Genomic DNA, 22,557 nt, shown 5'->3' with positions numbered 1-22,557 from the left:
TATCGCCAGCTGACAGGCCCGGCTCCAGCCGGCGAACGCGGTGGGCCGCCAGCTACACCACGCTTGGGGACACGATCCTACTTGGCATCGCGCTTCTCCCACGCGATCAGGTTCGGCCGCGGCGTTGCACAGTTTCAGAGCTGCGTTGGTGCCACAGCCGAGGCTTTTCGCTCTGAGGATATCAGTTTGAATATACGTAATCACGTATAGATGGCAAGCGCTTCCGATGTGTCTCTTGCTTTATGGTTCGGCGGGACATTCATGCCGCGCGGCAGATCTTGGCGCGCAATTTGCGGCGTCTTCGGCTTGGCAAAAGCTTGACTCAAGAAGAACTGGCTAACGCGGCCGGTCTCCGGCAGGCGCTGATCAGCGAGCTGGAGGCAAGTAAGCTCGATGTTCGGCTCGACACCTTGAGCCGGGTTGCGATTGCGCTCGATGCCACGCTGGCTGAACTGTTTCACGAGAGCAAACGAGGCTGATGGGACGGACGATGCGGCTGCGTACGCCGTTGAAACGCTCCAGCCGATGTGGTTTGGCTGAGATGCGGGACGGGGGCTGAACTCGGCGCTCGGCCGGCGGAGCTACCGTGTACCCGAGCTCTGCAAAGGGCGTGCATCATTGGGACGTTTTGACCGCGACCAGCGAATTCAGGACAGCAACATCCGACGTTCAAGACGTCCGCGAACGCCGCTTGGACATCCACATATATCGTTCATCCCGCAATAAAGCCGCGATGACCGCTCCCTTTTGCGCGAATTATGTCTCATTACAGCCTGAACTGTCGCTCCGATGCAACAGTGCACATCGGAGTGCATTTCTATCGGTTTCATTTTATTGCGATCGGTTCTGGTTCATGTCACTCACCGTAAAACTACGGGATTACATGGGCAAGATACCTTGGTTATCGAACAGTCAACCGGAGGTGTAGGGCTCCCATTCCGTGCCGACATAGATTACTTGCGTGCAATCGCCGTCATTCTGGTCATCGGCTTCCATTATGGCATCCCGGGTTTTCAAGGTGGCTTCGTTGGTGTCGACATCTTCTTCGTCATCTCCGGCTACCTGATCACCCGGCTGATCTGGGCTGGAATTCATCGCGACAGCTTCTCGTTCTGGGCCTTTTACGACCGCCGTGCGCGCCGGCTGCTTCCGGCCCTTTACGTGATGGTGCTCGGGACGGGCATCATGGCCTGGTTCCTGGCGCCTCCCGACGACTACCGCATGTTCTTCGGCAGTGCCGTATCCACCATCCTGTTTTCCTCGAACATCTTCTTCTGGCTCCAGTCCGGCTACTTCGACCTGCCATCCGTAGGCAAGGTTCTGATCCACACATGGTCCTTGTCGGTGGAGGAGCAGTTCTATTTTCTGTTTCCGCTGATCACCCTTCTCTGGAGCAAAATGTTTCGCAACCCGACCACGCCGGCATCGCTGATCCTGCTGCTGACGGGTACGCTCGGGCTCTGCATTGCAGACGAATTGCTGATTAAGAACTCTGCGTCGGCGGCTTTTTATCTGTCGGCTCTGCGCGGGTGGGAGTTTCTGATCGGCGGTTTGTCGTTCCTGCTCGAGCGCTGGTCGCCCGCCGATCTGAGATGGAGATGGACGCTGACGGTGTTCGGCACGCTGCTGATGCTCGGGCCCGCCGTGATGTTCACAGGAGCGACCAAATTTCCGGGCCTCAACGCTCTCGTCCCATGCCTCGGCGCGGCGTTATTCATCACGGCCTTCAACCGCGAGGATGGGCAGCAAGTATCGCTGCCCTTTAGACGCGCGGGCCTGTTCCTGGGTAAGATCTCCTATTCGTTGTACCTGTGGCATTGGCCGGTATTCGTGCTGGGCACCGTTGCCATCCCGATCACATGGGCCGGTCCAATATCCACCGCGGCGCTGCTCTCGTGCTCGCTCGGACTTGCCTACGCCTCGTATCGGCTGGTGGAAGCGCCGGCACGCAGCAGACCCGTTTGGCTCGGACTCAGGACCTCGGGCTGGATCGCCACCGCCGCAGTAACTCTGCTCGCCATCGGCGTGGCAGGCTTCTCGAAGGGTGGTTTTCCGAACCGCTTTCCCCAAACGGCTCAACGGATGCTGCGCTACAACGTCGAGGCGATGGCTCCGTACTATCGGGTGTCCAGCTGCTTCCTCCAACCCAACGAGCCATTCGCGCGCTATCGGCACGACGAGTGCCTGACGCCGGTGGACGACAGGCAGAACATCCTCCTGTTCGGTGACAGCACCGCCGCGCATTACGCCTGGGCATTGCGCAAACACCTGGACCCGAAACGATTCAACCTGCTGCAACTGACCTCGGGCGCTTGCGCACCCTTCGTCGATCTGCATCAGCCGGTGTCGCAGAACTGCGACGAGATCAACGCGACCTTTCGTGACGTGCTGCGCGACCATCGCGTCATGGCGGTCATTCTCTCCGGCAATTGGCGCTACTACCGGGCTGCCTATGAGCCGTCCGACACCGAGCTCCAGGAGCGCAGGGAAGCACCGACTAGCAAGTTCGAAATCTACCTGGATTCGACCCTGTCGGCCGCTGAAGCTGCCGGAGTTCCCGTGCTGATGCTAGGCCCGTCGCTGGAGTTTCCCGGGGCACTAGCAACCAGCCTCGTGAACTATGAGCGCACACATCTTCCAATGGGCGCGATGTTGAAAGTGACGCCTGCAAGTTTCACCACCGACGCGCACCTGAAGGAGATCGCTGGTCACCATCGAACCGTGCAGTTCATCTCGGTGCTCTCCGCCGTCTGTCGCGACAAGGAGTGCCCGCTCAAAGCCGATGATGACACACCGATCGTGTGGGACACGATCCACCTGACGCCGGAAGGTTCACTCTACGTGATGCAGCGCCTGGCGCCGGAGCTGAACCGCTTTCTTCACGGAATTAACCCGATGCCACAGTTGCTGACCCGAACACCGTCAGTCACCCGCTGACCATCTCGGCTGGCATGACAGGCTCGGGTGAGCGCGTAGGCCCTCGAACTCAGGACCCGTGATTGAAAGCCATGGGGCTGTTGTACCGAACAGCTATTTATGGCGTATGAGGTTAGCCAAGCTGTTCCTTGGCCTCCCTCTTCCGGGGCCAAGTTGAACGCGAACCCGAGGGCTTGGCGGTGTCACTTGCGGTCGCTCAAGCTCCGATACGGCGGCACTAGGTTCTCGCCACTATGAGTATACAATCGAAGAGCCCTGCTGCCTGCTCGAGGATCGGGAAGTAGGCCAGCCCGTAGCTTTGGGCGCTGTGGTCTCAAATGGCCTTTTGCTTTCAATGGGAATTGACTGCTTCCCTATACGTCAGTCCCCTGTTCATCGGTGTTCACTCTTCGCGGACCACGGTGCGCAGCACCTATGTTCCCGGTCTTGGATGCGTTCTGCAGGAGCGGCCTCTTCATCTGGAAATGCCCGCTAAGCAATTGACATTGCAAGAGGCGAATTTCGTGAATGTTTCCAAATGCCCAGTGAAGTCGTTGAATAATCAAACTGATTTTGATTCCGCTGCCCGACCAACTACTACCGGACTCGTGGTTGGATTTTTCGTTGCAAGCCATTGATATATAATAATTGAGTTTTCGCGCAGTTGGAAGAATTCCCTTGAGATATCAATGCGAGCAGGCTGACTCTTAATCAGCGGGTCCTAGGTTCGAGCCCTAGTGCGCCCACCAAGCCTTTCAAAGACTTATGCCGGAACATCGTCTGAGGTTGAAAAACTAACGGTTTTTCAGTCGGTGTTTTTCGACAGTCTGCTCTCAATAGTTTGAAAGGCGAACCAGGGGACGTACGGCTAGCCAGCCGCGATCTTCGGTGGCGTCCAGCCCCAATGTGTTTGAACGTTGATTGGTGCTGTCGGGGTGCACCTCAGGCACCATGGCCGCGAGCGTTCGCTCCGGCGTCCCAACTCTTGTCCTCTGGATCGGCGCCGACCAGCCGGTATGGGCGACACGGATCAGACGCCTGGGTGTCGGCACCTCGCGTCGTTTTCCGCAACGACGCAAGCGACCCTTCGCCATGACCTGCGGACCGTTGGGGAGCCAGGATGCGCCACTCGCGCGCGCCGAGGTGGCCAATCAGATGACGCCGCCGAGCCGAAGCCCGACAGCTACCGTAGCGGTTCTCGAAGAGCTCGCCGCCACGCGCGCGTGATTCGCCGCCGGCCTGCTAGTTGGCCCCAGTTGCCACATCCCAATCTGCTCCCAATTCCTCGAAAAACCATAGACGAGCCGCCCATGAACTCACTGCGCGGAAAACCTCGCTTGGAAGCCGCCCTCCGCTCCAGGCAAAGGGGATGTCAGGACAAGCTCGGCCCCAACTCCGGAGGCGATGGCTTTTGCAATGGCGAGGCCCAGCCCCGAGCCGTCAGCATCGGTGCTGCCACGCTCGAACGGGCGAGACAAGCGTTCCAGCAACTCCGGCGGAACGGCTGTTCCCTCATTTGTAACGGTCAGCACGCCAGTGTTGGAAAGAGCTACAACGACTGGCGCGTGGGGCGCTCCGTGCTTGAGGCCGTTCTCAATGAGATTGCGCGCTAGAATGGCAAAGGCATCTGTATCGATATCGAAAAGAACCGGCGTAGCAGGAATGTTGACGGCGAGCCGACCGGCCGCAGCCGGATCGCGCATCATCTCCTCGACGACCAGTTTCAGAACCGATGCGATGTCAGTCGTCTCCTTGCCCTGAAGCCGTCCGCCTTCCGCCTTCGCGAGTTGCATCAACTTTTCAGACAATTGCGAAAGCCGCCGCAGCGCCACCTCAATCTGCTGGGCCCGGGTTCGGGCCGCGGTGTCCCTGGTCTCGGCGATGAGCCGTTGCGTCTGCGCGAGCGCGGCAGCCACCGGTGTCCGGAGTTCGTGCGCGGAATTGGCCGTGAAACTTCGCTCAGCTTCCAGGGCGCGTCGAAGCTTCTCCAGGAGGCCGTTCACGGCGTCGGCGATCGGTCCGATCTCGGAGGGCAGTCCCGCGGCTGGAACCGAGGACAGATCGCCGGTGCCGCGCGCTTCAATGTCGCTTCGTAGGCGCCTGACCGGGGTCATCGAAACGCGCACGACGCCCCATACGGCGAGAAGACTGAGGGGAATGAGCAATCCCAACGGCCAGGCAAGCCCGAGGAGCGCCTGGTTCGCGACCTCGCGGCGATGTGTCAGCAGCTCCGCCACCGCGATCGTCATCGTGCCTCGCACTGCAGTGTCGAAGTAGATTCGATGGGTTGGGGTGTCGACAAACCCCATTCTGGAGAAAGGAGGAAAGATCGCGTCGTCGGCGCCGTGCGAGCGCAGCAGGACGGTGCCGCGCTCGTCACGGACCACATAAGTGAAGTACTCGTCGTGCTGCCTCAGCGTAGCGATACGCTGAGACGTGCCGTCTGCCTCACGGCCAAGGATCTCAAGCACCGCAAGTGGAAGAATCCGCTGAGCCGTTTCCTCGAGCGCGCTATCGAATACTTCGTTCATTTCGTGACGCAGCCTTTGGCCGGTCACGACGGCTGCAACAATCCAGAGGAGTGCGACGCCGAGCCCGAGCCACAGCGAGATCTGCCACTGCAGACTACGCGGGCCCTTCATGAGGCGGTTCCCAGCCGATAGCCGAGACCTCGCACGGTCTCAATGACGGCGTGTCCGAGCTTCTTGCGAAGCCGGCTGACATGGACTTCGATGGTGTTGCTCTCGATCTCTTCGCCGAAGGAATAGAGCCGTTCCTCGAGCAGCGATTTGGACAAGACCTGCCGTGGACGCTGCAAGAAAGCCTCGAGCAGCACCCATTCCCGCGCTGTCAGGGCGATGCTCTTTCCTGCACGCGTCATCGACCGAGCGGCCAGGTCGATCTGAAGATCGCCAATTCGGATGAGCGGGTTCGGATTGCCGGCATAGCGGCGAGCGACGGCATTCAGCCGCGCCGTAAGCTCCGAGAGATCGAATGGCTTGATCATGTAATCGTCTGCGCCGGCGTTGAGCCCTTCGATCCGGTCGGACAATTGATCAAGCGCCGTTAGGATGATGACCGGCGTTACGTCTCCCTTGGCGCGTCGATCGCGCAGCAGTCCGATACCGCGGCCGTCCGGCAGCATGAGATCCAGGAGCAAGAGGTCATAGGCCGCGGTGCCAAGATATTCCCGTGCCGCATCCAAGCGGGTCACCCAGTCCACGGAATGGCCATCCGACACAATCTGGTCGCGTACTGCCGCCCCCAGAATCGTGTCGTCTTCGATCAGCAATATCCGCATCGGGTCATTCCGCCCACCCCGTCGACCTGTAAGGTTAGAGATAATCATAGGGGAGATTCTGACGTTGACCTGAAGCAAAAGTCGCGGCGTCTTCAGGTCAACGTCAGGAAACCGGCTCAAGACCACAAGGCAGGTAGGAGCCTTGAAGCGGGAGCAAGAGAACGTGAGCAGGACAGTGTTGATTGCCGCCATTCTGCTGGGGGCGCTGACCCCCGGCATGGCGCTGGCCGATGATGACGATTGCAGCGCGCCCATGGCGCAATGGCAGCCGCGCGAAGCGGTCGAACAAATGGCGAAAGCGCGCGGCTGGACCGTGCGCAGAATCAAGATCGACGATGGATGCTATGAGATCAGGGGACAGGACGAAGGCGGTCGCGCCATAGAGGCAAAGGTTGATCCTGCATCTCTGGCTGTGATCCGCGTGAAGCAAAAACGCGGAGAGCACGACAAGGATCATGATGAAGGTGACCGAGACCGGCGAGGCGATCAGTCGGGACCAGGACGAGCAGCCGCGCCTACGGCGCCGCCCCCCAACGGACTTATTCAGGGCGGCGCGGCCCCCAAGGTCCAAGTTCAATAGCGGTCCGGAAGCGACGAGCATCGTGGGACGCAAAAGGCTGGCCCGACCGACGGACATCGCCTGAATCGAGCGAACGCGACATCGCGTTCTAGCGCGCCCCGCGTCGTGCGGGGCGTTTGCTTTTGCAGAGAGCGCCAACCTGACGGCGACCTGAAGCAGAATCGGATCGGCCTTCAGGAGCACGTCAGCCGCGCCATTCAGTTATGGCGCGATAGAAACGCCACTGTCGGAGACAGAAATGAGATCGATGATTGCCGCCCTTGCCCTGACCACCGCGCTGACCGCCCCCGGGCTGGCCATGGCGCGGCCCGTCACGTTGACCACGACGCTCAACAACTACGGCGGGAACGGCGCGTATTTGGCGCTCTACGTGACCGACGCGACCGGAGCTTACAAAGGCACGCTGTGGATGGCGGGCTCCAAGTCCAAATATTACAGCCATCTCACCGGCTGGGAGCGCAGTTCTCGTGGAAACCTTGCCGATATCAACGGCATCACCGGCGCAAGCGTCGGAGCCGGCCGTACGCTGAAAATCACGCTCGATCTTGCGGATGCGCTCTTCGATGCGGGCTACAAGCTGCATATCGACGCCGCCGCCGAGGACATGCGCGACAGCCCGTCCGAGGTGGTCGTTCCGCTGACATCCGCGGGCGCGGGCCGGCCGCTGGCAGGGCGCACCTACATCCGCTCGTTCGCTTACGACATGTAGCCTTAGGATGGGTGTGATGCTGCGCTGGATTCATAGGGTCCTGGCCTTTGCCGTCGTCCTGCCGCTGATGGTGCTTGTCCTGAGCGGAGCGGTGCTGTCGGTGATCCCGGCTTGGGAAAGAGCTGGGGCGATATCGCCAGACAGCATTAGCGTCGCCGACCTCGCCGGCCGGATCGCCCACAGATATCCTGGCGTCGAGCAGATCAAGCGACTGACCTCCGGCAAGGTCGTCGCCTTCTACTCCGGAGCAGCGGGCCCGGCCGCGAGCGTGGTGGACCCTTCCAGCGGCAAGCCGGTTTCGGACTACGTGCGCTCTGCGTTCGAGCGCTGGATGACAAACCTGCACCGCTCGTTCCTTCTGAGCGATGGCGGACGCGTGGCCACAGGCGCGAGCGCATTCGCGATGCTCGTCCTGACGCTGTCCGGTCTGCAGATGACGGCCCGGCGCATGGGAGGGTGGCGGCACATTCTCGGCTGCTCCCGCGGCGGCGGCATGCAACGCCTGCATACCGATCTCGGTCGACTGGTGGCCTTCGGGCTCGTGCTGTCGGCGATGACGGCGCTGTATCTGTCGCTCACGACGTTCGGACTGATCCCGGACGGCACGGCACAGGTGTCCACATTTCCGAGCGTGACAAGCCGCGGCCCTGCTCTTCCGGTCGAGCAAATCCAGGCTTTGCGTGGCATCGATCTTTCCCAACTGCGTGAATTGACGTTTCCCAACCCCGCGAATCCGAACGATCACTTCCAGCTAGCCACCGCCGCAGGCGAGGGCTACGTCGACCCGGTCGGTGGAGAGCTGCTGGGTTGGCAGGACAATTCGGTCGCCCGGCAGATCTACGAATTCATCTACATGCTGCACACCGGGCAAGGGCTCTGGTGGCTTGGATTGCTGCTCGGCGTCAGCGCCCTCGGCGTGCCGGTGCTCGGGTTAAGCGGAGCCGTGGTGTGGTCGAGCAGGAAGCACGCTCACGCGTCCATCACCGACAGCGTTCCCGCCAAAGATGCCGACACCGTGATCCTGGTCGGCAGCGAGGGCGGCAGCACATGGGGCTTCGCCCGCACGCTGCATGCCGCGCTGACGGCCAACGGGCACAGGGTTCACGTCGCTCCGATGGACAGCTTGTTACGATCCTATCCGTCGACGCAGCGCATGTTCCTGCTGACGGCAACCTACGGCGACGGCGCAGCACCGGCGACGGCCGGCGCGTTCCTCAAACGCCTCGACGCGATCTCCGCGCCACTGCCTTTTCCGGTCGCAGTCCTCGGCTTCGGTGATCGGCAATTCCCGCAATTCTGTCAATTCGCCCGCGACGTCGAAGCGGCCCTGGCTCGTAAAGGCTCGAGATCGTTGATGCCGCTGGACACGATCGACCGCCAGTCCGGGCAAGAGTTTGCGCGGTGGGGCGAGGCCCTGTCGGAAGTCATGGGTGAAGACCTTGTGCTGATACATGTGCCGGAGCGGCCGCGTACTCATACGCTGACGCTCATCGAACGCGTCGATTACGGCGCGGAGGTGCAGGCGCCGACCTGCGTGCTGCGCTTCGCGCTGCCAAGAAGCGGCATGTTCGCGCGCCTCACAGGGCATGCCTGGCCGCGCTTCGCCGCAGGCGACTTGATCGCGGTTCTGCCGCCGGACTGCAACTTGCCGCGCTACTATTCCTTGGCAAGTTCGACCCGTGATGGCTTCGTCGAAATCTGCGCCCGCAAGCGTCCGGGTGGGCTTTGCTCCGGTCTGCTTCACGGCCTTCAGCCGGGCGACAAGGTCGAGGCCTTCGTGAAGGCAAACCCCGCTTTCCGTCCTTCGCATGGACGAAAACCGGTGATCCTGATCGGCGCCGGCACCGGCATCGGTCCGCTGGCAGGATTTGTTCGTGCCAACGGCGGGCGCCGGCCGATGCATCTCTATTTCGGCGGGCGCGATCCAGCCTCGGACTTTCTATATGAGCGCGAGATCGATGGCTGGCTGCGTGAGAAACGATTGACGAGCCTCGCCACTGCCTTCTCGCGCGTGAAGGGCGGCGGCTATGTGCAGGATCGCCTGCGCGGTGACGCCGATCGCCTGCGCGCACTGGTCGCCAACGGAGCGCAGGTCATGGTCTGTGGCGGGCGCGACATGGCAGCGGACGTCATGCAGGCGGTAGCGGACGTATTGGCGCCCCTCGGTCTGGATCCTGTCGCACTCAAAGCCCAAGGGAGGTATGTTGAAGATGTCTACTGACCTGCTCCGTCATGTATTGAGCGGCGCCACCATGGGAACGCGCTGGTCGGCGCTGCTCTATGCACCGCCGTCGACCGATCTTGCCGCGCTGGAAGCCGCATTGGCTCACGCCGTCGATTGCGTCGACCATCAGATGTCCACATGGAAGCCAGACAGCGACCTGATGCGTCTCAATGCAGCGTCGCCGGGCACCTGGGAATCCTTGCCGATTGAACTCATGCGGGTTTTGGAGCGGGGAGTTGCAATCGGACGCGCCTCGGGCGGCGCCTTTGACGTCGGGCTCGGAAGTCTCGTCAATGCCTGGGGTTTCGGACCTCCCTGTTCAGCGCCGGACGCGCAAGCGCTTCGCGCGGCTCTTCGCGAGCGGTTGCCACCAACCCACACTGTTCTCGAACTGGATGTGCCGGGACGAAGGGCGCGCAAACACAGCCACTTCGCCCTCGATCTTTCTGGCATCGCCAAGGGTTTTGCCGTGGACGAGATGATGCGCGTGGTCGAGATCTTCGGCGTCTCCAATGCGCTGGTCGGGCTCGATGGAGAGTTGAAAGCGCGAGGCACCAAGGCAGACGGAGCCTCGTGGCGCGTAGCGGTGGAAGCGCCTGACTATGAACGGCGCGGGCCGCTCGGCGTGATCGAATTGCGTGATGCGGCGGTCGCGACGTCGGGCGACTATCGGCGCTGGGTCGATGTCGGGCGAAAGCGCCTCTCTCACACGATGGATCGATCGCGCGGCGGTCCGGTAGAAAATGGAATTGCGTCAGTTTCAGTCGTTGCCGCTAGCTGCATGGACGCCGATGCCTGGGCCACTGCGCTCATGGTTCTCGGTCCGGAGCAAGGCAAGGCGCTGGCGCAGAAGCAAGGACTGGATGCACTGCTCATCCAGCGGCAGAACGAGACGTTCTTGGAGATTCCTGTCGGTCCCTTGTTCTATGAGCCTCGGGGCGCGCGGCAGGAAATGAGCCCGTAAACCGGCAGACTCTCAATCACAAGCATTCCCGCGTTCTGGTCCGTGGCGATGGCGTCGGCCTTGGTGGCTCTAAGCAAGGACCAGATCACACGCCGCTCAATCAGCGGGTTCTAGGTTCGCCCAGCTAACCTTCATCGGTTTCTCCAGGGATCGATGCTCGGCCGAGCTCTTCCAGGGCCTGTCGCACCGACCCGACGAGGTCCAGCGCTACCGGCGAGGGGCTGCGCTGCGGCGGGAACACCGCGGCGAATTCGAAATCGATGCGCGGCGTGAATGGCCGCATCACCACGCCCCGGCCGTCGAATTCGCGCGCGGTGAACGGATCGCAAATCGAGACGCCCAATCCCGACGACACCATCCCGCACATGATTTCCGACAGCGTCGTCTCGACCCGCAGCACGCGCCTGACATCCTCGCGATGGAAGATCTGATCGATCAGATGCCGGCTGGTGGAGCCTGACGAGAGCGAGATGAAGGTCTCCCCCTCGAAGTCGCGCGGCACCAAGATCGTCTTCGCGCAATGCCGATGGCCTGCCGGGAGAACGGCGACGCGCGGCAGCGCCGGCAGCTTGATGCTCGGCAGCCCGGCATGGGCGATCGGCACCTCGGCAAAGCCGACGTCGCATTGCGCGTTCAGCACCCAGTCGATCACGATCGGCGAGATCACGCCGAAGAAGGCGAGGTTGAGGTTCGGCCGTTCCTGCAGGAAGTGGCCTGCGAGCCGCGGCAGATAGCCATTGGCGAGCGCGGGGAGCGCGGCAATGCGCAGCGTCCCGGTGCGCCGGCCACGGATCTCCTCGGCGGCCGCGGTGATGCGATCGAGCCCGACGAAGGAGCGCTCGACCTCCATGTAGAGCGCCGTCGCTGCCGCGGTCGGCACCAGGCCGGTGCCGCGGCGCTCGAACAGCTCCATCTTGAGCAGCGCCTGCAGGTCGCGCAGCAGCCGGCTGACCGCCGGCTGGGTCACCGCCATCAGCTTGGCGGCTTCCGTCACACTGCCGCTCAGCATCATCGCCCGGAAGGCTTCGACCTGCCGCGAGTTGATCCGCGCCATACGTCCTCACGTCCATAACATTCGCGTATGAATACGGTGCCATTATTCATTGGACGATCAAAGCCTCTGCTGCGATCTTTTTTGGCAGGGTGAGGGGTGGCTCGTTTTTTAGGCTCGTCAGCTCCGGGTTTTCTGGACTGCGGATGCATCGGCCAAGCCCGATCTCCCTGGGATGGTTATTTAATACCGTCTCATATCCAAGATGATGGAGATCGGTCCGATGAAGCACCCTAAACTCCTGATGGCGGTCAGCGTCGCCGTTCTGGCTTCAGCCTCCCAGGTCTGGGCTCAGCAGAAGACGCTCTATGTCGCCGGCTATGGCGGCTCGTTCGAGAAGACCATCCGCGAGGAAGTGATCCCGCCGTTCGAGCAGGCCAACGGCGTCAAGGTCGAATACGTCGCCGGCAACTCCACCGACACACTCGCCAAGCTGCAGGCGCAGAAGGGCAATCAGCAGATCGACGTCGCGATCGTCGATGACGGTCCGATGTACCAGGCGATCCAGCTCGGCTTCTGCGACAAGGTCACCGGACTGCCTGGCGATCTCCTCGATGTCGCGCGCTTCAAGGACGACAAGGCGGTCGCCATCGGCCTCGTCGCCACCGGACTGATGTACAACAAGAAGGTGTTTGCCGAGAAAGGCTGGGCCCCGCCGACCTCGTGGAACGATCTCAAGGATCCGAAATACAAGCAGCTGCTCGTCATTCCGCCGATCAACAACACCTACGGCCTCAACGTGCTCCTGATGCTGGCGAAGATGAACGGCGGCAGCGAGAGCAATGTCGATGCCGGTTTCAAGATCTTCAAGAATGACATCAATCCCAACGTGCTGGCCTACGAGCCGTCGCCCGGCAAGATGACCGAGCTGTTCCAATCGGGGCAGGCGGTCATCGCGGTGTGGGGCAGCGGTCGCGTGCAGAGCTTTGCCAACACCGGCTTCCCGGTCGATTTCGTCTATCCGAAAGAAGGGGCCGTGAGCCTGCTGACGACGGCGTGTCCGATCGCCAAGCCGTCGGTCTCGCCGCTGGCCTCGAGCTTCATCAAGCTGCTGCTCGATCCGAAGATCCAGCTCACGATGCTGAAGGAATATGGCTATGGCCCGGTCGTGAAGTCCGTCGTGGTCCCCGAGGGCGTGGGCGCGATGGCGCCGATCGGCGAACGCACCGCCAAGGTCTATGCGCCCGATTGGACCGTGGTCAACGAAAAGCGCGAGGAATGGACCAAGCGCTGGAATCGCGAAGTCGAACGCTGACTGGTTGTTTGTTGCGAGCCTCTCGTTGACGACGGTGTTCTCCCTTCCCCGCAAGGGGGAAGGGAAGTGCACCGTGCGCGGGGCGCCAGTATTCCTCGCCCATCTGGATCCAAAGCATGTCCTTCCTCGAGATCGATCGCGTCGGCAAATCCTTCGGCCCCAACGCGGCCGTCGAAGAGTTCAGCCTCGGCGTCGCCAAGGGCGAGTTCATCTCGTTCCTCGGCCCCTCGGGCTGCGGCAAGACCACCACGTTGCAGATGATCGCGGGCTTCCTCGATCCCTCACACGGCGCGATCCGCCTCGAGGGCAGGGATCTCGTCGCAGTGCCACCGGCGAAGCGCGGCCTCGGCATCGTGTTCCAGAGCTACGCGCTGTTTCCTCACATGACCGCCGCCGAGAACGTCGCGTTCGGCCTGGAGATGCGCAAAGTCGCGCGCAAGGAACGCGAGGAGCGCGTGCGATCGGCGCTCGCGCTGGTCGGCCTCGCCGGCTATGAGGACCGTCATCCCCGCCGCATGTCCGGCGGCCAGCAGCAGCGCGTTGCGCTCGCGCGCGCGCTGGTGATCCGGCCGAGCCTGCTGCTGCTCGATGAGCCCCTGTCCAACCTCGATGCGCGCCTGCGCGAGGACATGCAGATCGAGCTGCGCCAGATCCAGCGCGATCTCGGCACCACGACCATCCTCGTCACCCATGACCAGATCGAGGCGATGTCGCTGTCCGACCGCATCGTCGTGATGAGCAAAGGCAGGATCGAGCAGATCGGCACGCCGCAGCAGGTCTACGAGCAGCCGGCTTCCGCCTTCGTCGCGCAATTTCTCGGCAAGACCAACGAGTTTGCCGCGACGGTCGATTGCGCCTCCGGGCAGGCCAGACTGGTCGCGGGATCGTGGAGTGCGCCGGCGCCGGCCGGCGTGGCCGGCGCCGTCGCCGTCAGCGTCCGGCCCGAGCGCATCAACTTCGGCGACGCCGGGCTTGCAGGGCGCATCACGAGCCGCATCTTCCAGGGCAATCACTGGCTGTTCCAATGCGACACCGAATGCGGGCCCGCCATCGTGATCCGGCAGAATGACGGCCAGCCGCAGCCGGAGCAGGGCGCAGCGGTGCATCTCGTCTGGCAGGTCTCGGACATGAGCCTGCGCGCCGCGAAGGCTGCAGCATGAGCGCGACCATCGCGTCCAACTCGTCCGAGACGCGCGCCGGCCTTTCGCTGGCGCTGCCGGCCTTGATGCTGTTCCTGGGCGTCGTCGTGATCCCGTTGGCGATGACCGTGATGCTGTCGTTCCACGATTGGGGCCAGTACAAGGGCATCGAGCCGGTCTTCATCCTGAAGAACTGGCGCGAGATCGTGGACGATCCCTACTACGCGGAGATGTTCTGGCGCACCTTCCGCGTCGCGGTGCTGGCGACCTTGATCACGGCGGTGTTCGGTGTGCCGGAGGCCTACATCCTCAACCGCATGCAGGGGCCGTGGAAGGGCCTCTTCCTGCTGGTGATCATCGGCCCGCTGCTGATCTCGGTCGTTGCGCGCACCCTCGGCTGGGCGCTCCTGTTCGGCGGTAACAACGGGCTCGCCAACAAGCTCCTGATGACATCAGGCCTGATCGAGTCACCAATCAGGTTCATGTTCACCGAGACCGGCATGGTGATCGCGCTGGCGCATGCGATGATGCCGTTCATGGTGCTCGCGGTGTGGACCGCGCTGCAGCGGCTCGATCCGCAGGTCGAGAATGCGGCGCTGTCGCTGGGGGCAAGCTCGCTGACGGTGGTCCGCCGCATCGTGCTGCCGCAGATCATGCCGGGCGTGCTGTCGGGCGCCATCATCGTATTCTCGCTGTCCGCCAGCGCGTTCGCGACGCCGGCGATCATCGGCGGCCGCAGGCTCAAGGTCGCGGCGACGCTCGCCTATGACGAATTCCTCAATACGTTGAACTGGCCGCTCGGCGCCGCGGTCGCCGTGCTGCTGCTGATCGCGCTCGTCCTGATCGTCGTCGGCTCCAACGCGCTGATCGAGCGCCGTTACCAGGAGGTGTTCCGATGAGCCGGAACGGCCCTCTGGCGCTGATCTTCCATGCCGTGTTCGTCGTCTTCATGGTGGCGCCGATCGTCGTCGTGTGCTGGGTCGCGTTCACGCCCGAAGGTTTTCTGTCGATCCCGATCACCAGCTTCTCGCTGCGCTGGTTCAGGGCGCTCGCCGACTATCCGGAATTCGTCCACGCCTTCGGCGTGAGCCTGTGGCTCGGCGCGCTGTCCTCGTGCGTGGCGCTCTTGTTCGCGGTGCCGGCGGCGCTGGCGATCAGCCGCTATCGCTTCCGCGGCCGTGACGCGCTGTCGGCGCTGTTCCTGTCGCCCTTGATGATCCCGCACGTCGTGCTCGGCATCGCCTTCCTGCGCTTCTTCACGTCGGTCGGCATCGGCGGCACCTTCGTGGCGCTGGTGATCGCCCATGTCGTCGTGGTGTTTCCGTTCGCGCTGCGGCTGACGCTTGCGGCCGCGACCGGCATGGACCGGTCGATCGAGATGGCCGCGGTCTCGCTCGGTGCCGACGGCTGGACCATGTTTCGCCGCGTCACCTTGCCCGCGATCCTGCCTGGCATCGTGAGCGGCTGGATGCTCGCCTTCATCCAGTCGTTCGACGATCTGACCATGACCGTGTTCCTGGCGACGCCCGGCACCGAGACCTTGCCGGTGCGCATGTTCCTCTACATCCAGGACAACATCGATCCGCTGGTGACGTCGGTGTCGGCCAGCGTCATCGCCATCACCATGACCGTCCTGATCGTGCTCGATCGCGTCTATGGCCTCGACCGCGTGCTCACTGCCAAAGGCGGCGACGCAGGACGATAGGAGATACTACGATGAGAGACTATGACGTCGCCGTCGTCGGCGGCGGCCTGCTCGGCTCTGCGATTGCCTGGGGGCTCGGCCGGCTCGGCCAGCGCGTCGCCGTGCTCGACGAGGGCGACATCGCCAAGCGTGCCTCGCGCGCCAACTTCGCGCTGGTGTGGGTGCAGAGCAAGGGCCTGGGCATGCCGGCCTACACCGGCTGGACGGTGCGCGGCTCCAAGGCGTGGCCGAAGCTCGCCGAGGAGCTGAAGGCGCAGACCGGTCTCGACGTGGTGCTGCAGCAGAACGGCGGCTTTCATCTCACCCTCGGCGAGGCCGAGTACGAGCAGCGCACCCAGCTCGTCGCGCGCATGCACAACCAGGTCGGCGCCGCCGACTATCAGATGGAGATGCTGCCGGCGTCCGAGGTGAAGAAGATGCTGCCGCTGATCGGCCCGGAGGTCTCGGGCGGCAGCTTCTGCCCCTATGACGGTCACGTGAATTCGCTTCGCACCTTCCGCGCCCTGCACGCCGGCATGAAGCAGTTCGGCGTCGACTATCTGCCGGAGCGTGCGGTCGGTGCGATCGCGCTGGACGGCAGTGAGTTCAGGCTGACGACGGCGCAAGGCGAGATCCGCGCGGCGAAGGTCGTGCTCGCGGCAGGAAATGCCAACCAGACCCTGGCGCCGATGGTCGGGCTGTCGGCGCCGATGGGGCCGACGCGCGGCCAGATCGTCGTGACCGAGCGCACAATGCCGTTCCTGCCGCATCCGTTGACCACGATCCGCCAGACAGACGAGGGCACGGTGATGATCGGCGACAGCAAGGAGGACGAGCTCGACGACCGCGTGCAGAACCATCCGATCAACGCGGTCATGGCCGATCGCGCCCAGCGCACCTTCCCGCATCTGGCGCGGCTCAACGTCGTCAGAAGCTGGACCGGCATCCGCGTGATGCCGAAGGACGGCTTTCCGATCTACGAGCAGTCGGAGAGCCACCCGGGCGCCTTCGTCGCCTGCTGCCATTCCGGCGTGACGCTCGCGGCGAACCACGCCTTCGACATCGCGCGCATGGTCAAGGACGGCGCGCTCGAGCCGGAGCTGGTCGGTGCATTCACAGCCAGCCGCTTCGACAGCGAAGCGGGAGCGGGCGGCAGTGGCTACTACTGAGGGATGACGGCGCAAGGCGCCATGGAGACGATGATGTTCAAACGAACTGAGGGTGATGCGAGGGGATCGGTGACGATCCATGTCGGGGGGCAGCCGGTTGCCGCGCGCGAGGGTGACTCCGTGTCGGCGGCGCTGCTCGCCTCCGGCCTCGACGTCCGGCGCGCCACCGCGGTCAGCGGCGCAAGGCGCCTGCCTTATTGCATGATGGGCGTGTGCTTCGACTGCCTCGTCACCATCGATGGAGTCGGTAACCGGCAAGGCTGTCTCGTGCCTGTCGCCGAGGGCATGCAGATCGAAGTCCAGAAGGGCAAGCGGGAGATCGGCAAATGAGCGCCGCGCCGAAGCATGATGAATATGACGCCGTGGTGATCGGCGCCGGTCCTGCGGGCCTCGCTGCTGCAGAGATGACGGCTGGCGCCGCTCTGTCGACGCTGCTGCTCGACGAGAACGCCGGCCCCGGCGGCCAGGTCTGGCGTGCGATCGATGCGACGCCTCTGAAGAGCGAGGCGCTGCTCGGCGCGGACTATTGGTCCGGCAAGCAGCTCGTGAAAGCCGCGCGCGACAGCGGTGCGGAGATCATTCATCGCGCCACGGTGTGGAGCCTCGACCGCAATCTCGAGATCGGCGTCTCGGTGGCCGGCGGCTCGGCCTTCATCAAGGCCAAGCGGGTCATCATCGCGACCGGAGCGCAGGAGCGTCCGTTCCCGATTCCCGGCTGGACCCTGCCCGGCGTGATGACCGCGGGCGCGGCGCAGACGATGTTGAAATCCTCCGGCCTCGTGCCTGACGGCCCGACGATTTTGGCCGGGCAGGGGCCGCTGCTGTGGCTGCTCGCGGCGCAGATCCTGCGCCTCGGCGGCCGCATCGATCGCATTCTCGACACCACCCCGCGCGCCAACTACATCGCGGCGCTGCCTCATGCCCTCGCGTTCCTGACCTCGCCCTATTTCGGCAAGGGGCTCGCGATGATGCGCGAGGTGCGCGCGAAGGTGCGCGTCACCAGCGGCGTGACCGAACTCGTGGCAGAGGGCGAGGGCAAGCTCTCGGCGGTCAGCTACGCCACAGCGGGCGGCAAGCGCGAGACACTGGCGGCCGAGTTGCTGCTGCTGCATCAGGGCGTGGTCCCCAATGTGAATCTCGCGATGGCCGCCGGTGTCGAGCATCGCTGGAACGAGCTGCAGCTGTGCTGGACTCCGGTGCTGGATGCCCTTGGTAACAGCTCCATTCCCGGCATCGCCATTGCCGGCGATGGCGCCGGCATTGGCGGTGCGCAGGCGGCCGTGGTGCGCGGCCGGCGGGCGGCCGGGGATGCGATCAAGGCGCTTCGCCCGCACGCAAAGGTCACCGATAGGTCTGCGGAGCTGGCCCGCGCCGAGCGCGGCAGGACCTTCCTCGACGTTCTGTTCCAACCGGCAAAGCAGTTCCGTATCCCGCAAGGCGACACCATCGTATGCCGCTGCGAGGAGATCACCGCCAAGGACGTGCTCGACTCCGTCGCGATCGGCGCCACCGGGCCGAACCAGCTCAAGGCCTATCGCCGCACCGGCATGGGGCCGTGCCAGGGGCGGTTGTGTGGCCTCACCGTCACCGAGCTGATGGCCGAGGCGCGCGGCAAGACCCCGCAGGAGATCGGCTATTACCGGCTGCGCGCGCCGGCGAAGCCGATCATGCTGTCGGAGCTCGCAGGCCTGCCGAAGACCGAAGAGGCCACCAAGGCCGTGGTGCGCGGATGACGGTGAAGACGGATGCCATCATCGTGGGTGGCGGCATCCACGGCTGCTCCACCGCGCTGCATCTGTGCTTGGCAGGGCTCAAGCCTGTGCTGATCGAGAAGGACTATGCCGGCCGTCACGCCTCCGGTGTCAATGCCGGCGGCGTGCGCCAGCTCGCGCGCGACGTCGCGGAGATTCCGCTGTCGATCCGCTCGATGGGCATCTGGGAGAACATCAGCGACCTGGTCGATGATGATTGCGGCTTCGAAAGCTTCGGCCAGGTGCTGGTCGCCGAGAACGACGCGGAGCTCGACGCCTGTCGCGCCCGCGTCGCCGATCTCAACGCGCGCGGCTTCGGCCACGAGGAGCTGATCGACGGCACGGAATTGCGTCGCCTCGTGCCGGCGGTGGCGGAGAGCTGTCCGGGCGGCGTGGTGTCGCGGCGCGACGGCGCGGCGCAGCCCGCGCGCACCACGACGGCGTTCCGCCGCAAGGCGGAGCGGTTCGGCGCGCTCATTCGCGAGGGCGTGGCCGCGACGAACATCCGCAAGGACGGCAAGCTCTGGCATGTCGACGTCGGCTCCGAGAGCTTTGCCGCGCCGGTGCTGGTCAATGCCGCCGGCGCCTGGGCCGGCCGCATTGCAGAACAGTGCGGCGAGCCGGTGCCGGTCGAGACCATCGCGCCGATGCTGATGATCACGTCGCCCGTCGCGCACTTCATCGATCCCGTCGTCATCCTGCGCGGCCGCAAGCTGTCGTTCAAGCAGTTCCCGAACGGCACAGTGTTGATCGGCGGCGGACACCTCGCCATCCCCTATCAGGACCGCAACGAGACCGTGCTCGACTGGCGCAAGCTGTCGGAGAGCGCGCGCACCGTCGCGGAGCTGTTCGCGGTGATGCGCAGCGCGACCATCGTGCGCGCCTGGGCCGGCATCGAGGCGCGCATGCGCGACGACATTCCGGTGTTCGGGCCGAGCGCCGTTCACGACGGGCTGTATCACCAGTTCGGCTTCTCCGCGCACGGCTTCCAGCTCGGCCCCGGCGCCGGCGCGGTGATGGCCGAGCTCATCGCGCACGGCGGCACCCAGACGCGCATCGGCGATCTCAGCATCGCGCGCTTTCAGAACTCCATCCCTTCACCATCCACATGAGGACATGATGACCATCACCCGCAAGATCCGCTCCGCCATCCACCACCGCATCGTCGAGGCCAACGGCTTCGTCTTCATCGGCGGCACCATCGCCGACGATACCTCGGTGTCGATGGGCGAGCAGACCCGCAACATCCTCGGCAAGATCGACGGCTTCCTGAAGGAAGCTGGCACCGACAGGTCGCGCGTCGTCTCCGGCCAGATCTTCGTCACCGACCTGTCGAAGAAGAAGGAGATGGATGCGGCCTGGACTGCGTTCTTCGGCGACGACCTGCCGGTCCGCGCCACGGTCGGCGTCTCCGATCTCGGCGGCGGCGCGCTGATCGAGATCGTGGTCACGGCCGCCAAGGGCTGAGCATCGCGCCGCATCGAGCGGTCAATCGATCACGCGCGGGGCTCGCTCCGCGCGTGATTTGCTTTTCGGTCCAATTCGATCGAACATGAGCCTCTCCGTCCACCGTACGCGCCGAAAGCCGACATCATGAATGAAGAGCGTAGCCTGCCGCGTCCATCTGCTGGCCTGAAGGCAGTGTTCGCTCACATCGAGAATCAAAAGCAGGATTTCCTGGCCCGCGTGATGGACTATGTCCGGCATCCCTCGATCAGCGCCCACAACATCGGCATCACCGAGGTCGCCGCACTGCTGGTCGCCATGCTGCAAGAGATGGGCCTCGACGCCGAGGCGATCGCGACCGCCGGGCATCCGATGGTGCTCGGACGCTGGCAGAAGAAGCCGGGCGCACCTACCGTGCTGCTCTACGGGCACTACGACGTGCAGCCGCCGGATCCGTTGGAGCTGTGGCTGCGTCCGCCGTTCGAGCCGACCATCCGCGATGGCCGCATCTATGCCCGCGGCATCGGCGACAACAAGGGGCAACATTTCGCGCAGCTCATGGCGATCGAGTCCCATCTCCGAGTGCATGGCGAGCTGCCCTGCAATGTGATCTTTCTGCTCGAAGGCGAGGAGGAGATCGGCAGCCCGCGCATCGCCGATTTCGTCGCTGAGCATCGCGATGAACTGAAAGCCGATTTCGTCGTCACCGCGGACGGGCCGATGCACCCCTCGGGGCGGCCGACCATGACCTATGGCGTGCGCGGCATGTGCTCGTTCGAGCTGCGCGCGAAGCACGCCAGCCGCGACGTGCATTCTGGCAACCTCGGCGGCATCGTGCCGAATCCGATCTGGACGTTGGTCCACCTGCTCGGGACGATGAAGAATGCCGCGGGCGAGATCACCATCGACGGTCTGCATGACGCGATCGTGCCGCCGAGCGAGCTGGACATTGCTGCCGTGAAGCGCCTGCCGCTGGACCTCGATGCCGCCAAGGCGAGCCTCGGTCTCAGCCATCTCGATGCGCCGCCCGACCGCGGCTACTACGAACGTCTGATGTTCCATCCGACGCTGACCATCAACGGCTTGCACGGCGGTTATGGTGGACCAGGCAGCAAGACCGTGCTGCCCTGCGAGGCCTTCGCCAAATGCGACATCCGCCTGGTCGAGGCAATGACGCCGGACGACGTGTTGGCGAAGGTGGAGGCGCATGTGAAGCGCCATGCGCCGGAGGTGGAGTTCATCCGGCGCGGCGGCATGCTGCCGTCGCGCGTGCCGCTCGATTCGCCGTTTGGCGCGATCATCCGCGACGCGATCGCGCTTGCGCAGGGCGTGACGCCGCTCGAATTCCCGTGCACCGGCGGCAGTCTGCCGGACTACGTCTTCACCAAGATCCTCGGCATTCCCGCCTTCGTCGTTCCCTATGCGAATGCCGACGAGGCCAATCACGCGCCCAACGAGAACATGACGATCGACTGCTTCTACAATGGCATCCGCACCGGTGCGGCACTGCTCGACCGCGTCGGCGCGCGCGTGCGCTGATGCCGGCGGAACGGCCATCACGATTCCGCGTGCAGTGCGAGAGGCGTCATCGAGCAGCCACGAACGGATGGCAAGCACACGCTCGTCCGCCGCCTTGCGGGTGAATCGGCCGCACGCGGCGAGATCGCGCATGGATTAACGCAGTTGATATCGCCTAGTCTCGGAAGGGATTAGTAATCGCCGCTTCAGGGCTCGGAGCTGCCACATGCACGACCCCGTTGACCAGCCGAGTGATTCGGCAAGTTCCGCTTTCCCTTGCGCGCGCGATCAGCGCAGCGCTCCGGAACACCCCGCCGCGGTTCCTGTGATCCAGCTCGACCACGCGCCCGCAATCGAACCTGCGCCCAATGTCGATGAGGCTGCACAAAGCCCTGGCGCTCTCGGTCGGAAACGGTCCGATGGCGCGCATCTTGTCACACCGACCATGTGGCGCTGAGAAGGTCTCGCTCTTGGCGGCGATCGAACATGCGATGTTCGGCGACGAGTTCCTGAAGGACACCTTCGCCAACAACGTTCGAGACTTTTGAGATCGCCACCTACAAGCCGCGGCTCGCATGGTGCCGTGCCGCCGGTGTCGAGGGTCCGCGCGCCGCTCGAGCAGTCGTTGCAGGAGGAGGACCGATGGCAGGGTGGGTCGACTCCAATGCCGAGAAGGTCACGGAATTTGTTGGGTACGAGGAGCGTCAGGCGGCGCAACCTGGCGGTATCTCGGTCGGGATATGGAACCCGTCAGCGCGATGACAACCTCCGGTATCATCCGGATACCCACGACTCTCCTGATCTAGTAAGTAAAAACTAGCCCTTCTTGGGGCGTTTCCTCCCTGGACTT

The 22,557-nt window shown here is 63.8% G+C and carries 20 protein-coding genes; 17 read left to right on the top strand and 3 right to left on the bottom strand.

The genetic code is table 11. The annotated features are described in order from the left end of the window. Positions 1-242 precede the first annotated feature (242 nt). Positions 243-479: a helix-turn-helix transcriptional regulator gene (locus QW863_RS24705; RefSeq protein WP_315768933.1), complete on the top strand. Its 237-nt coding sequence runs from the start codon at positions 243-245 to the stop codon at positions 477-479. Between the two features lie 310 nt (positions 480-789). Further along, a complete protein-coding gene (locus tag QW863_RS24700) occupies positions 790-2,937 on the top strand; it encodes an acyltransferase family protein (protein ID WP_315768931.1) in 2,148 nt (715 codons plus the stop codon). A 1,295-nt stretch (positions 2,938-4,232) separates the two neighbouring features. Here the strand turns inward: QW863_RS24700 and QW863_RS24695 are convergent. Next, positions 4,233-5,558: an ATP-binding protein gene (locus QW863_RS24695; protein ID WP_315768929.1), complete on the bottom strand. Its 1,326-nt coding sequence runs from the start codon at positions 5,556-5,558 to the stop codon at positions 4,233-4,235. After that, positions 5,555-6,217: a response regulator transcription factor gene (locus QW863_RS24690; protein ID WP_315713274.1), complete on the bottom strand. Its 663-nt coding sequence runs from the start codon at positions 6,215-6,217 to the stop codon at positions 5,555-5,557. The genes QW863_RS24695 and QW863_RS24690 overlap by 4 nt, the downstream gene beginning before the upstream one ends. Positions 6,218-6,359: 142 nt before the next feature. Between QW863_RS24690 and QW863_RS24685 the strand changes: the two genes are divergently transcribed. The 4 genes from QW863_RS24685 (at position 6,360) to QW863_RS24670 (ending at position 10,694) form a co-directional block, all read left to right on the top strand. Then, a complete protein-coding gene (locus QW863_RS24685) occupies positions 6,360-6,797 on the top strand; it encodes a PepSY domain-containing protein (protein ID WP_315729320.1) in 438 nt (145 codons plus the stop codon). Between the two features lie 238 nt (positions 6,798-7,035). Continuing rightward, positions 7,036-7,506 carry a DUF2271 domain-containing protein gene (locus QW863_RS24680; protein WP_315713271.1) on the top strand — a complete coding sequence of 157 codons (471 nt, stop codon included), beginning with the start codon at positions 7,036-7,038 and terminating at the stop codon, positions 7,504-7,506. Between the two features lie 16 nt (positions 7,507-7,522). Then, positions 7,523-9,727: a PepSY domain-containing protein gene (locus QW863_RS24675; RefSeq protein WP_315713270.1), complete on the top strand. Its 2,205-nt coding sequence runs from the start codon at positions 7,523-7,525 to the stop codon at positions 9,725-9,727. Continuing rightward, positions 9,708-10,694, top strand: a complete 987-nt coding sequence (locus QW863_RS24670; RefSeq protein ID WP_315713269.1) for an FAD:protein FMN transferase — start codon at positions 9,708-9,710, stop codon at positions 10,692-10,694. The genes QW863_RS24675 and QW863_RS24670 overlap by 20 nt, the downstream gene beginning before the upstream one ends. A 124-nt stretch (positions 10,695-10,818) precedes the next feature. On the opposite strand, the gene QW863_RS24665 is transcribed toward QW863_RS24670, so the two are convergent. Continuing rightward, entirely contained in the window at positions 10,819-11,748 is a 930-nt protein-coding gene (locus QW863_RS24665) for a LysR substrate-binding domain-containing protein (RefSeq protein ID WP_315713268.1), read from the bottom strand. A gap of 220 nt (positions 11,749-11,968) precedes the next feature. Between QW863_RS24665 and QW863_RS24660 the strand changes: the two genes are divergently transcribed. From QW863_RS24660 to QW863_RS24610, 11 genes are all read left to right on the top strand, one after another. Beyond that, on the top strand, positions 11,969-13,000 hold the full coding sequence (locus QW863_RS24660; protein ID WP_315713267.1) for an ABC transporter substrate-binding protein: 1,032 nt from the start codon (positions 11,969-11,971) through the stop codon (positions 12,998-13,000). A 116-nt stretch (positions 13,001-13,116) separates the two neighbouring features. Beyond that, entirely contained in the window at positions 13,117-14,160 is a 1,044-nt protein-coding gene (locus tag QW863_RS24655; protein ID WP_315713265.1) for an ABC transporter ATP-binding protein, read from the top strand. Further along, the gene (locus QW863_RS24650) at positions 14,157-15,038 is read left to right on the top strand and encodes an ABC transporter permease (RefSeq protein WP_315713263.1); all 882 of its coding nucleotides are present in this window, start codon (positions 14,157-14,159) and stop codon (positions 15,036-15,038) included. The genes QW863_RS24655 and QW863_RS24650 overlap by 4 nt, the downstream gene beginning before the upstream one ends. Continuing rightward, on the top strand, positions 15,035-15,844 hold the full coding sequence (locus tag QW863_RS24645) for an ABC transporter permease (RefSeq protein ID WP_315713261.1): 810 nt from the start codon (positions 15,035-15,037) through the stop codon (positions 15,842-15,844). Before QW863_RS24650 ends, QW863_RS24645 begins: the two co-directional genes overlap by 4 nt. Positions 15,845-15,855: 11 nt before the next feature. Further along, positions 15,856-16,992 carry an FAD-dependent oxidoreductase gene (locus QW863_RS24640; protein WP_315768924.1) on the top strand — a complete coding sequence of 379 codons (1,137 nt, stop codon included), beginning with the start codon at positions 15,856-15,858 and terminating at the stop codon, positions 16,990-16,992. Positions 16,993-17,025: 33 nt separating this feature from the next. Further along, entirely contained in the window at positions 17,026-17,322 is a 297-nt protein-coding gene (locus tag QW863_RS24635; protein ID WP_315713257.1) for a (2Fe-2S)-binding protein, read from the top strand. After that, positions 17,319-18,725, top strand: a complete 1,407-nt coding sequence (locus QW863_RS24630) for an NAD(P)/FAD-dependent oxidoreductase (RefSeq protein ID WP_315768922.1) — start codon at positions 17,319-17,321, stop codon at positions 18,723-18,725. Before QW863_RS24635 ends, QW863_RS24630 begins: the two co-directional genes overlap by 4 nt. After that, on the top strand, positions 18,722-19,855 hold the full coding sequence (locus QW863_RS24625) for an FAD-dependent oxidoreductase (RefSeq protein ID WP_315768920.1): 1,134 nt from the start codon (positions 18,722-18,724) through the stop codon (positions 19,853-19,855). Before QW863_RS24630 ends, QW863_RS24625 begins: the two co-directional genes overlap by 4 nt. Positions 19,856-19,862: 7 nt before the next feature. Beyond that, positions 19,863-20,210: a RidA family protein gene (locus tag QW863_RS24620; RefSeq protein ID WP_315768919.1), complete on the top strand. Its 348-nt coding sequence runs from the start codon at positions 19,863-19,865 to the stop codon at positions 20,208-20,210. Between the two features lie 126 nt (positions 20,211-20,336). Then, positions 20,337-21,728, top strand: coding sequence for a M20/M25/M40 family metallo-hydrolase (locus QW863_RS24615; RefSeq protein ID WP_315768917.1), 1,392 nt, complete (start codon positions 20,337-20,339; stop codon positions 21,726-21,728). A 347-nt stretch (positions 21,729-22,075) separates the two neighbouring features. After that, a complete protein-coding gene (locus tag QW863_RS24610) occupies positions 22,076-22,255 on the top strand; it encodes a hypothetical protein (RefSeq protein WP_315768915.1) in 180 nt (59 codons plus the stop codon). The last annotated feature ends 302 nt before the right edge of the window (positions 22,256-22,557 follow it).

It is taken from the genome of Bradyrhizobium sp. SZCCHNR1017 (genome assembly GCF_032381375.1).
Taxonomy (GTDB): domain Bacteria; phylum Pseudomonadota; class Alphaproteobacteria; order Rhizobiales; family Xanthobacteraceae; genus Bradyrhizobium.
This window is presented reverse-complemented; position numbering and strand designations above follow the sequence as displayed.

Bases quoted from the DNA above. Each gene is read 5' to 3' on its own strand.
- QW863_RS24705 (WP_315768933.1), top strand. From the start codon at position 243: ATGGTTCGGCGGGACATTCATGCCGCGCGGCAGATCTTGGCGCGCAAT.
- QW863_RS24700 (WP_315768931.1), top strand. From the start codon at position 790: ATGCAACAGTGCACATCGGAGTGCATTTCTATCGGTTTCATTTTATTG.
- QW863_RS24695 (WP_315768929.1), bottom strand. From the start codon at position 5,558: ATGAAGGGCCCGCGTAGTCTGCAGTGGCAGATCTCGCTGTGGCTCGGG.
- QW863_RS24690 (WP_315713274.1), bottom strand. From the start codon at position 6,217: ATGCGGATATTGCTGATCGAAGACGACACGATTCTGGGGGCGGCAGTA.
- QW863_RS24680 (WP_315713271.1), top strand. From the start codon at position 7,036: ATGAGATCGATGATTGCCGCCCTTGCCCTGACCACCGCGCTGACCGCC.
- QW863_RS24675 (WP_315713270.1), top strand. From the start codon at position 7,523: ATGCTGCGCTGGATTCATAGGGTCCTGGCCTTTGCCGTCGTCCTGCCG.
- QW863_RS24670 (WP_315713269.1), top strand. From the start codon at position 9,708: ATGTTGAAGATGTCTACTGACCTGCTCCGTCATGTATTGAGCGGCGCC.
- QW863_RS24665 (WP_315713268.1), bottom strand. From the start codon at position 11,748: ATGGCGCGGATCAACTCGCGGCAGGTCGAAGCCTTCCGGGCGATGATG.
- QW863_RS24660 (WP_315713267.1), top strand. From the start codon at position 11,969: ATGAAGCACCCTAAACTCCTGATGGCGGTCAGCGTCGCCGTTCTGGCT.
- QW863_RS24655 (WP_315713265.1), top strand. From the start codon at position 13,117: ATGTCCTTCCTCGAGATCGATCGCGTCGGCAAATCCTTCGGCCCCAAC.
- QW863_RS24650 (WP_315713263.1), top strand. From the start codon at position 14,157: ATGAGCGCGACCATCGCGTCCAACTCGTCCGAGACGCGCGCCGGCCTT.
- QW863_RS24645 (WP_315713261.1), top strand. From the start codon at position 15,035: ATGAGCCGGAACGGCCCTCTGGCGCTGATCTTCCATGCCGTGTTCGTC.
- QW863_RS24640 (WP_315768924.1), top strand. From the start codon at position 15,856: ATGAGAGACTATGACGTCGCCGTCGTCGGCGGCGGCCTGCTCGGCTCT.
- QW863_RS24635 (WP_315713257.1), top strand. From the start codon at position 17,026: ATGTTCAAACGAACTGAGGGTGATGCGAGGGGATCGGTGACGATCCAT.
- QW863_RS24630 (WP_315768922.1), top strand. From the start codon at position 17,319: ATGAGCGCCGCGCCGAAGCATGATGAATATGACGCCGTGGTGATCGGC.
- QW863_RS24625 (WP_315768920.1), top strand. From the start codon at position 18,722: ATGACGGTGAAGACGGATGCCATCATCGTGGGTGGCGGCATCCACGGC.
- QW863_RS24620 (WP_315768919.1), top strand. From the start codon at position 19,863: ATGACCATCACCCGCAAGATCCGCTCCGCCATCCACCACCGCATCGTC.
- QW863_RS24615 (WP_315768917.1), top strand. From the start codon at position 20,337: ATGAATGAAGAGCGTAGCCTGCCGCGTCCATCTGCTGGCCTGAAGGCA.
- QW863_RS24610 (WP_315768915.1), top strand. From the start codon at position 22,076: ATGTCGATGAGGCTGCACAAAGCCCTGGCGCTCTCGGTCGGAAACGGT.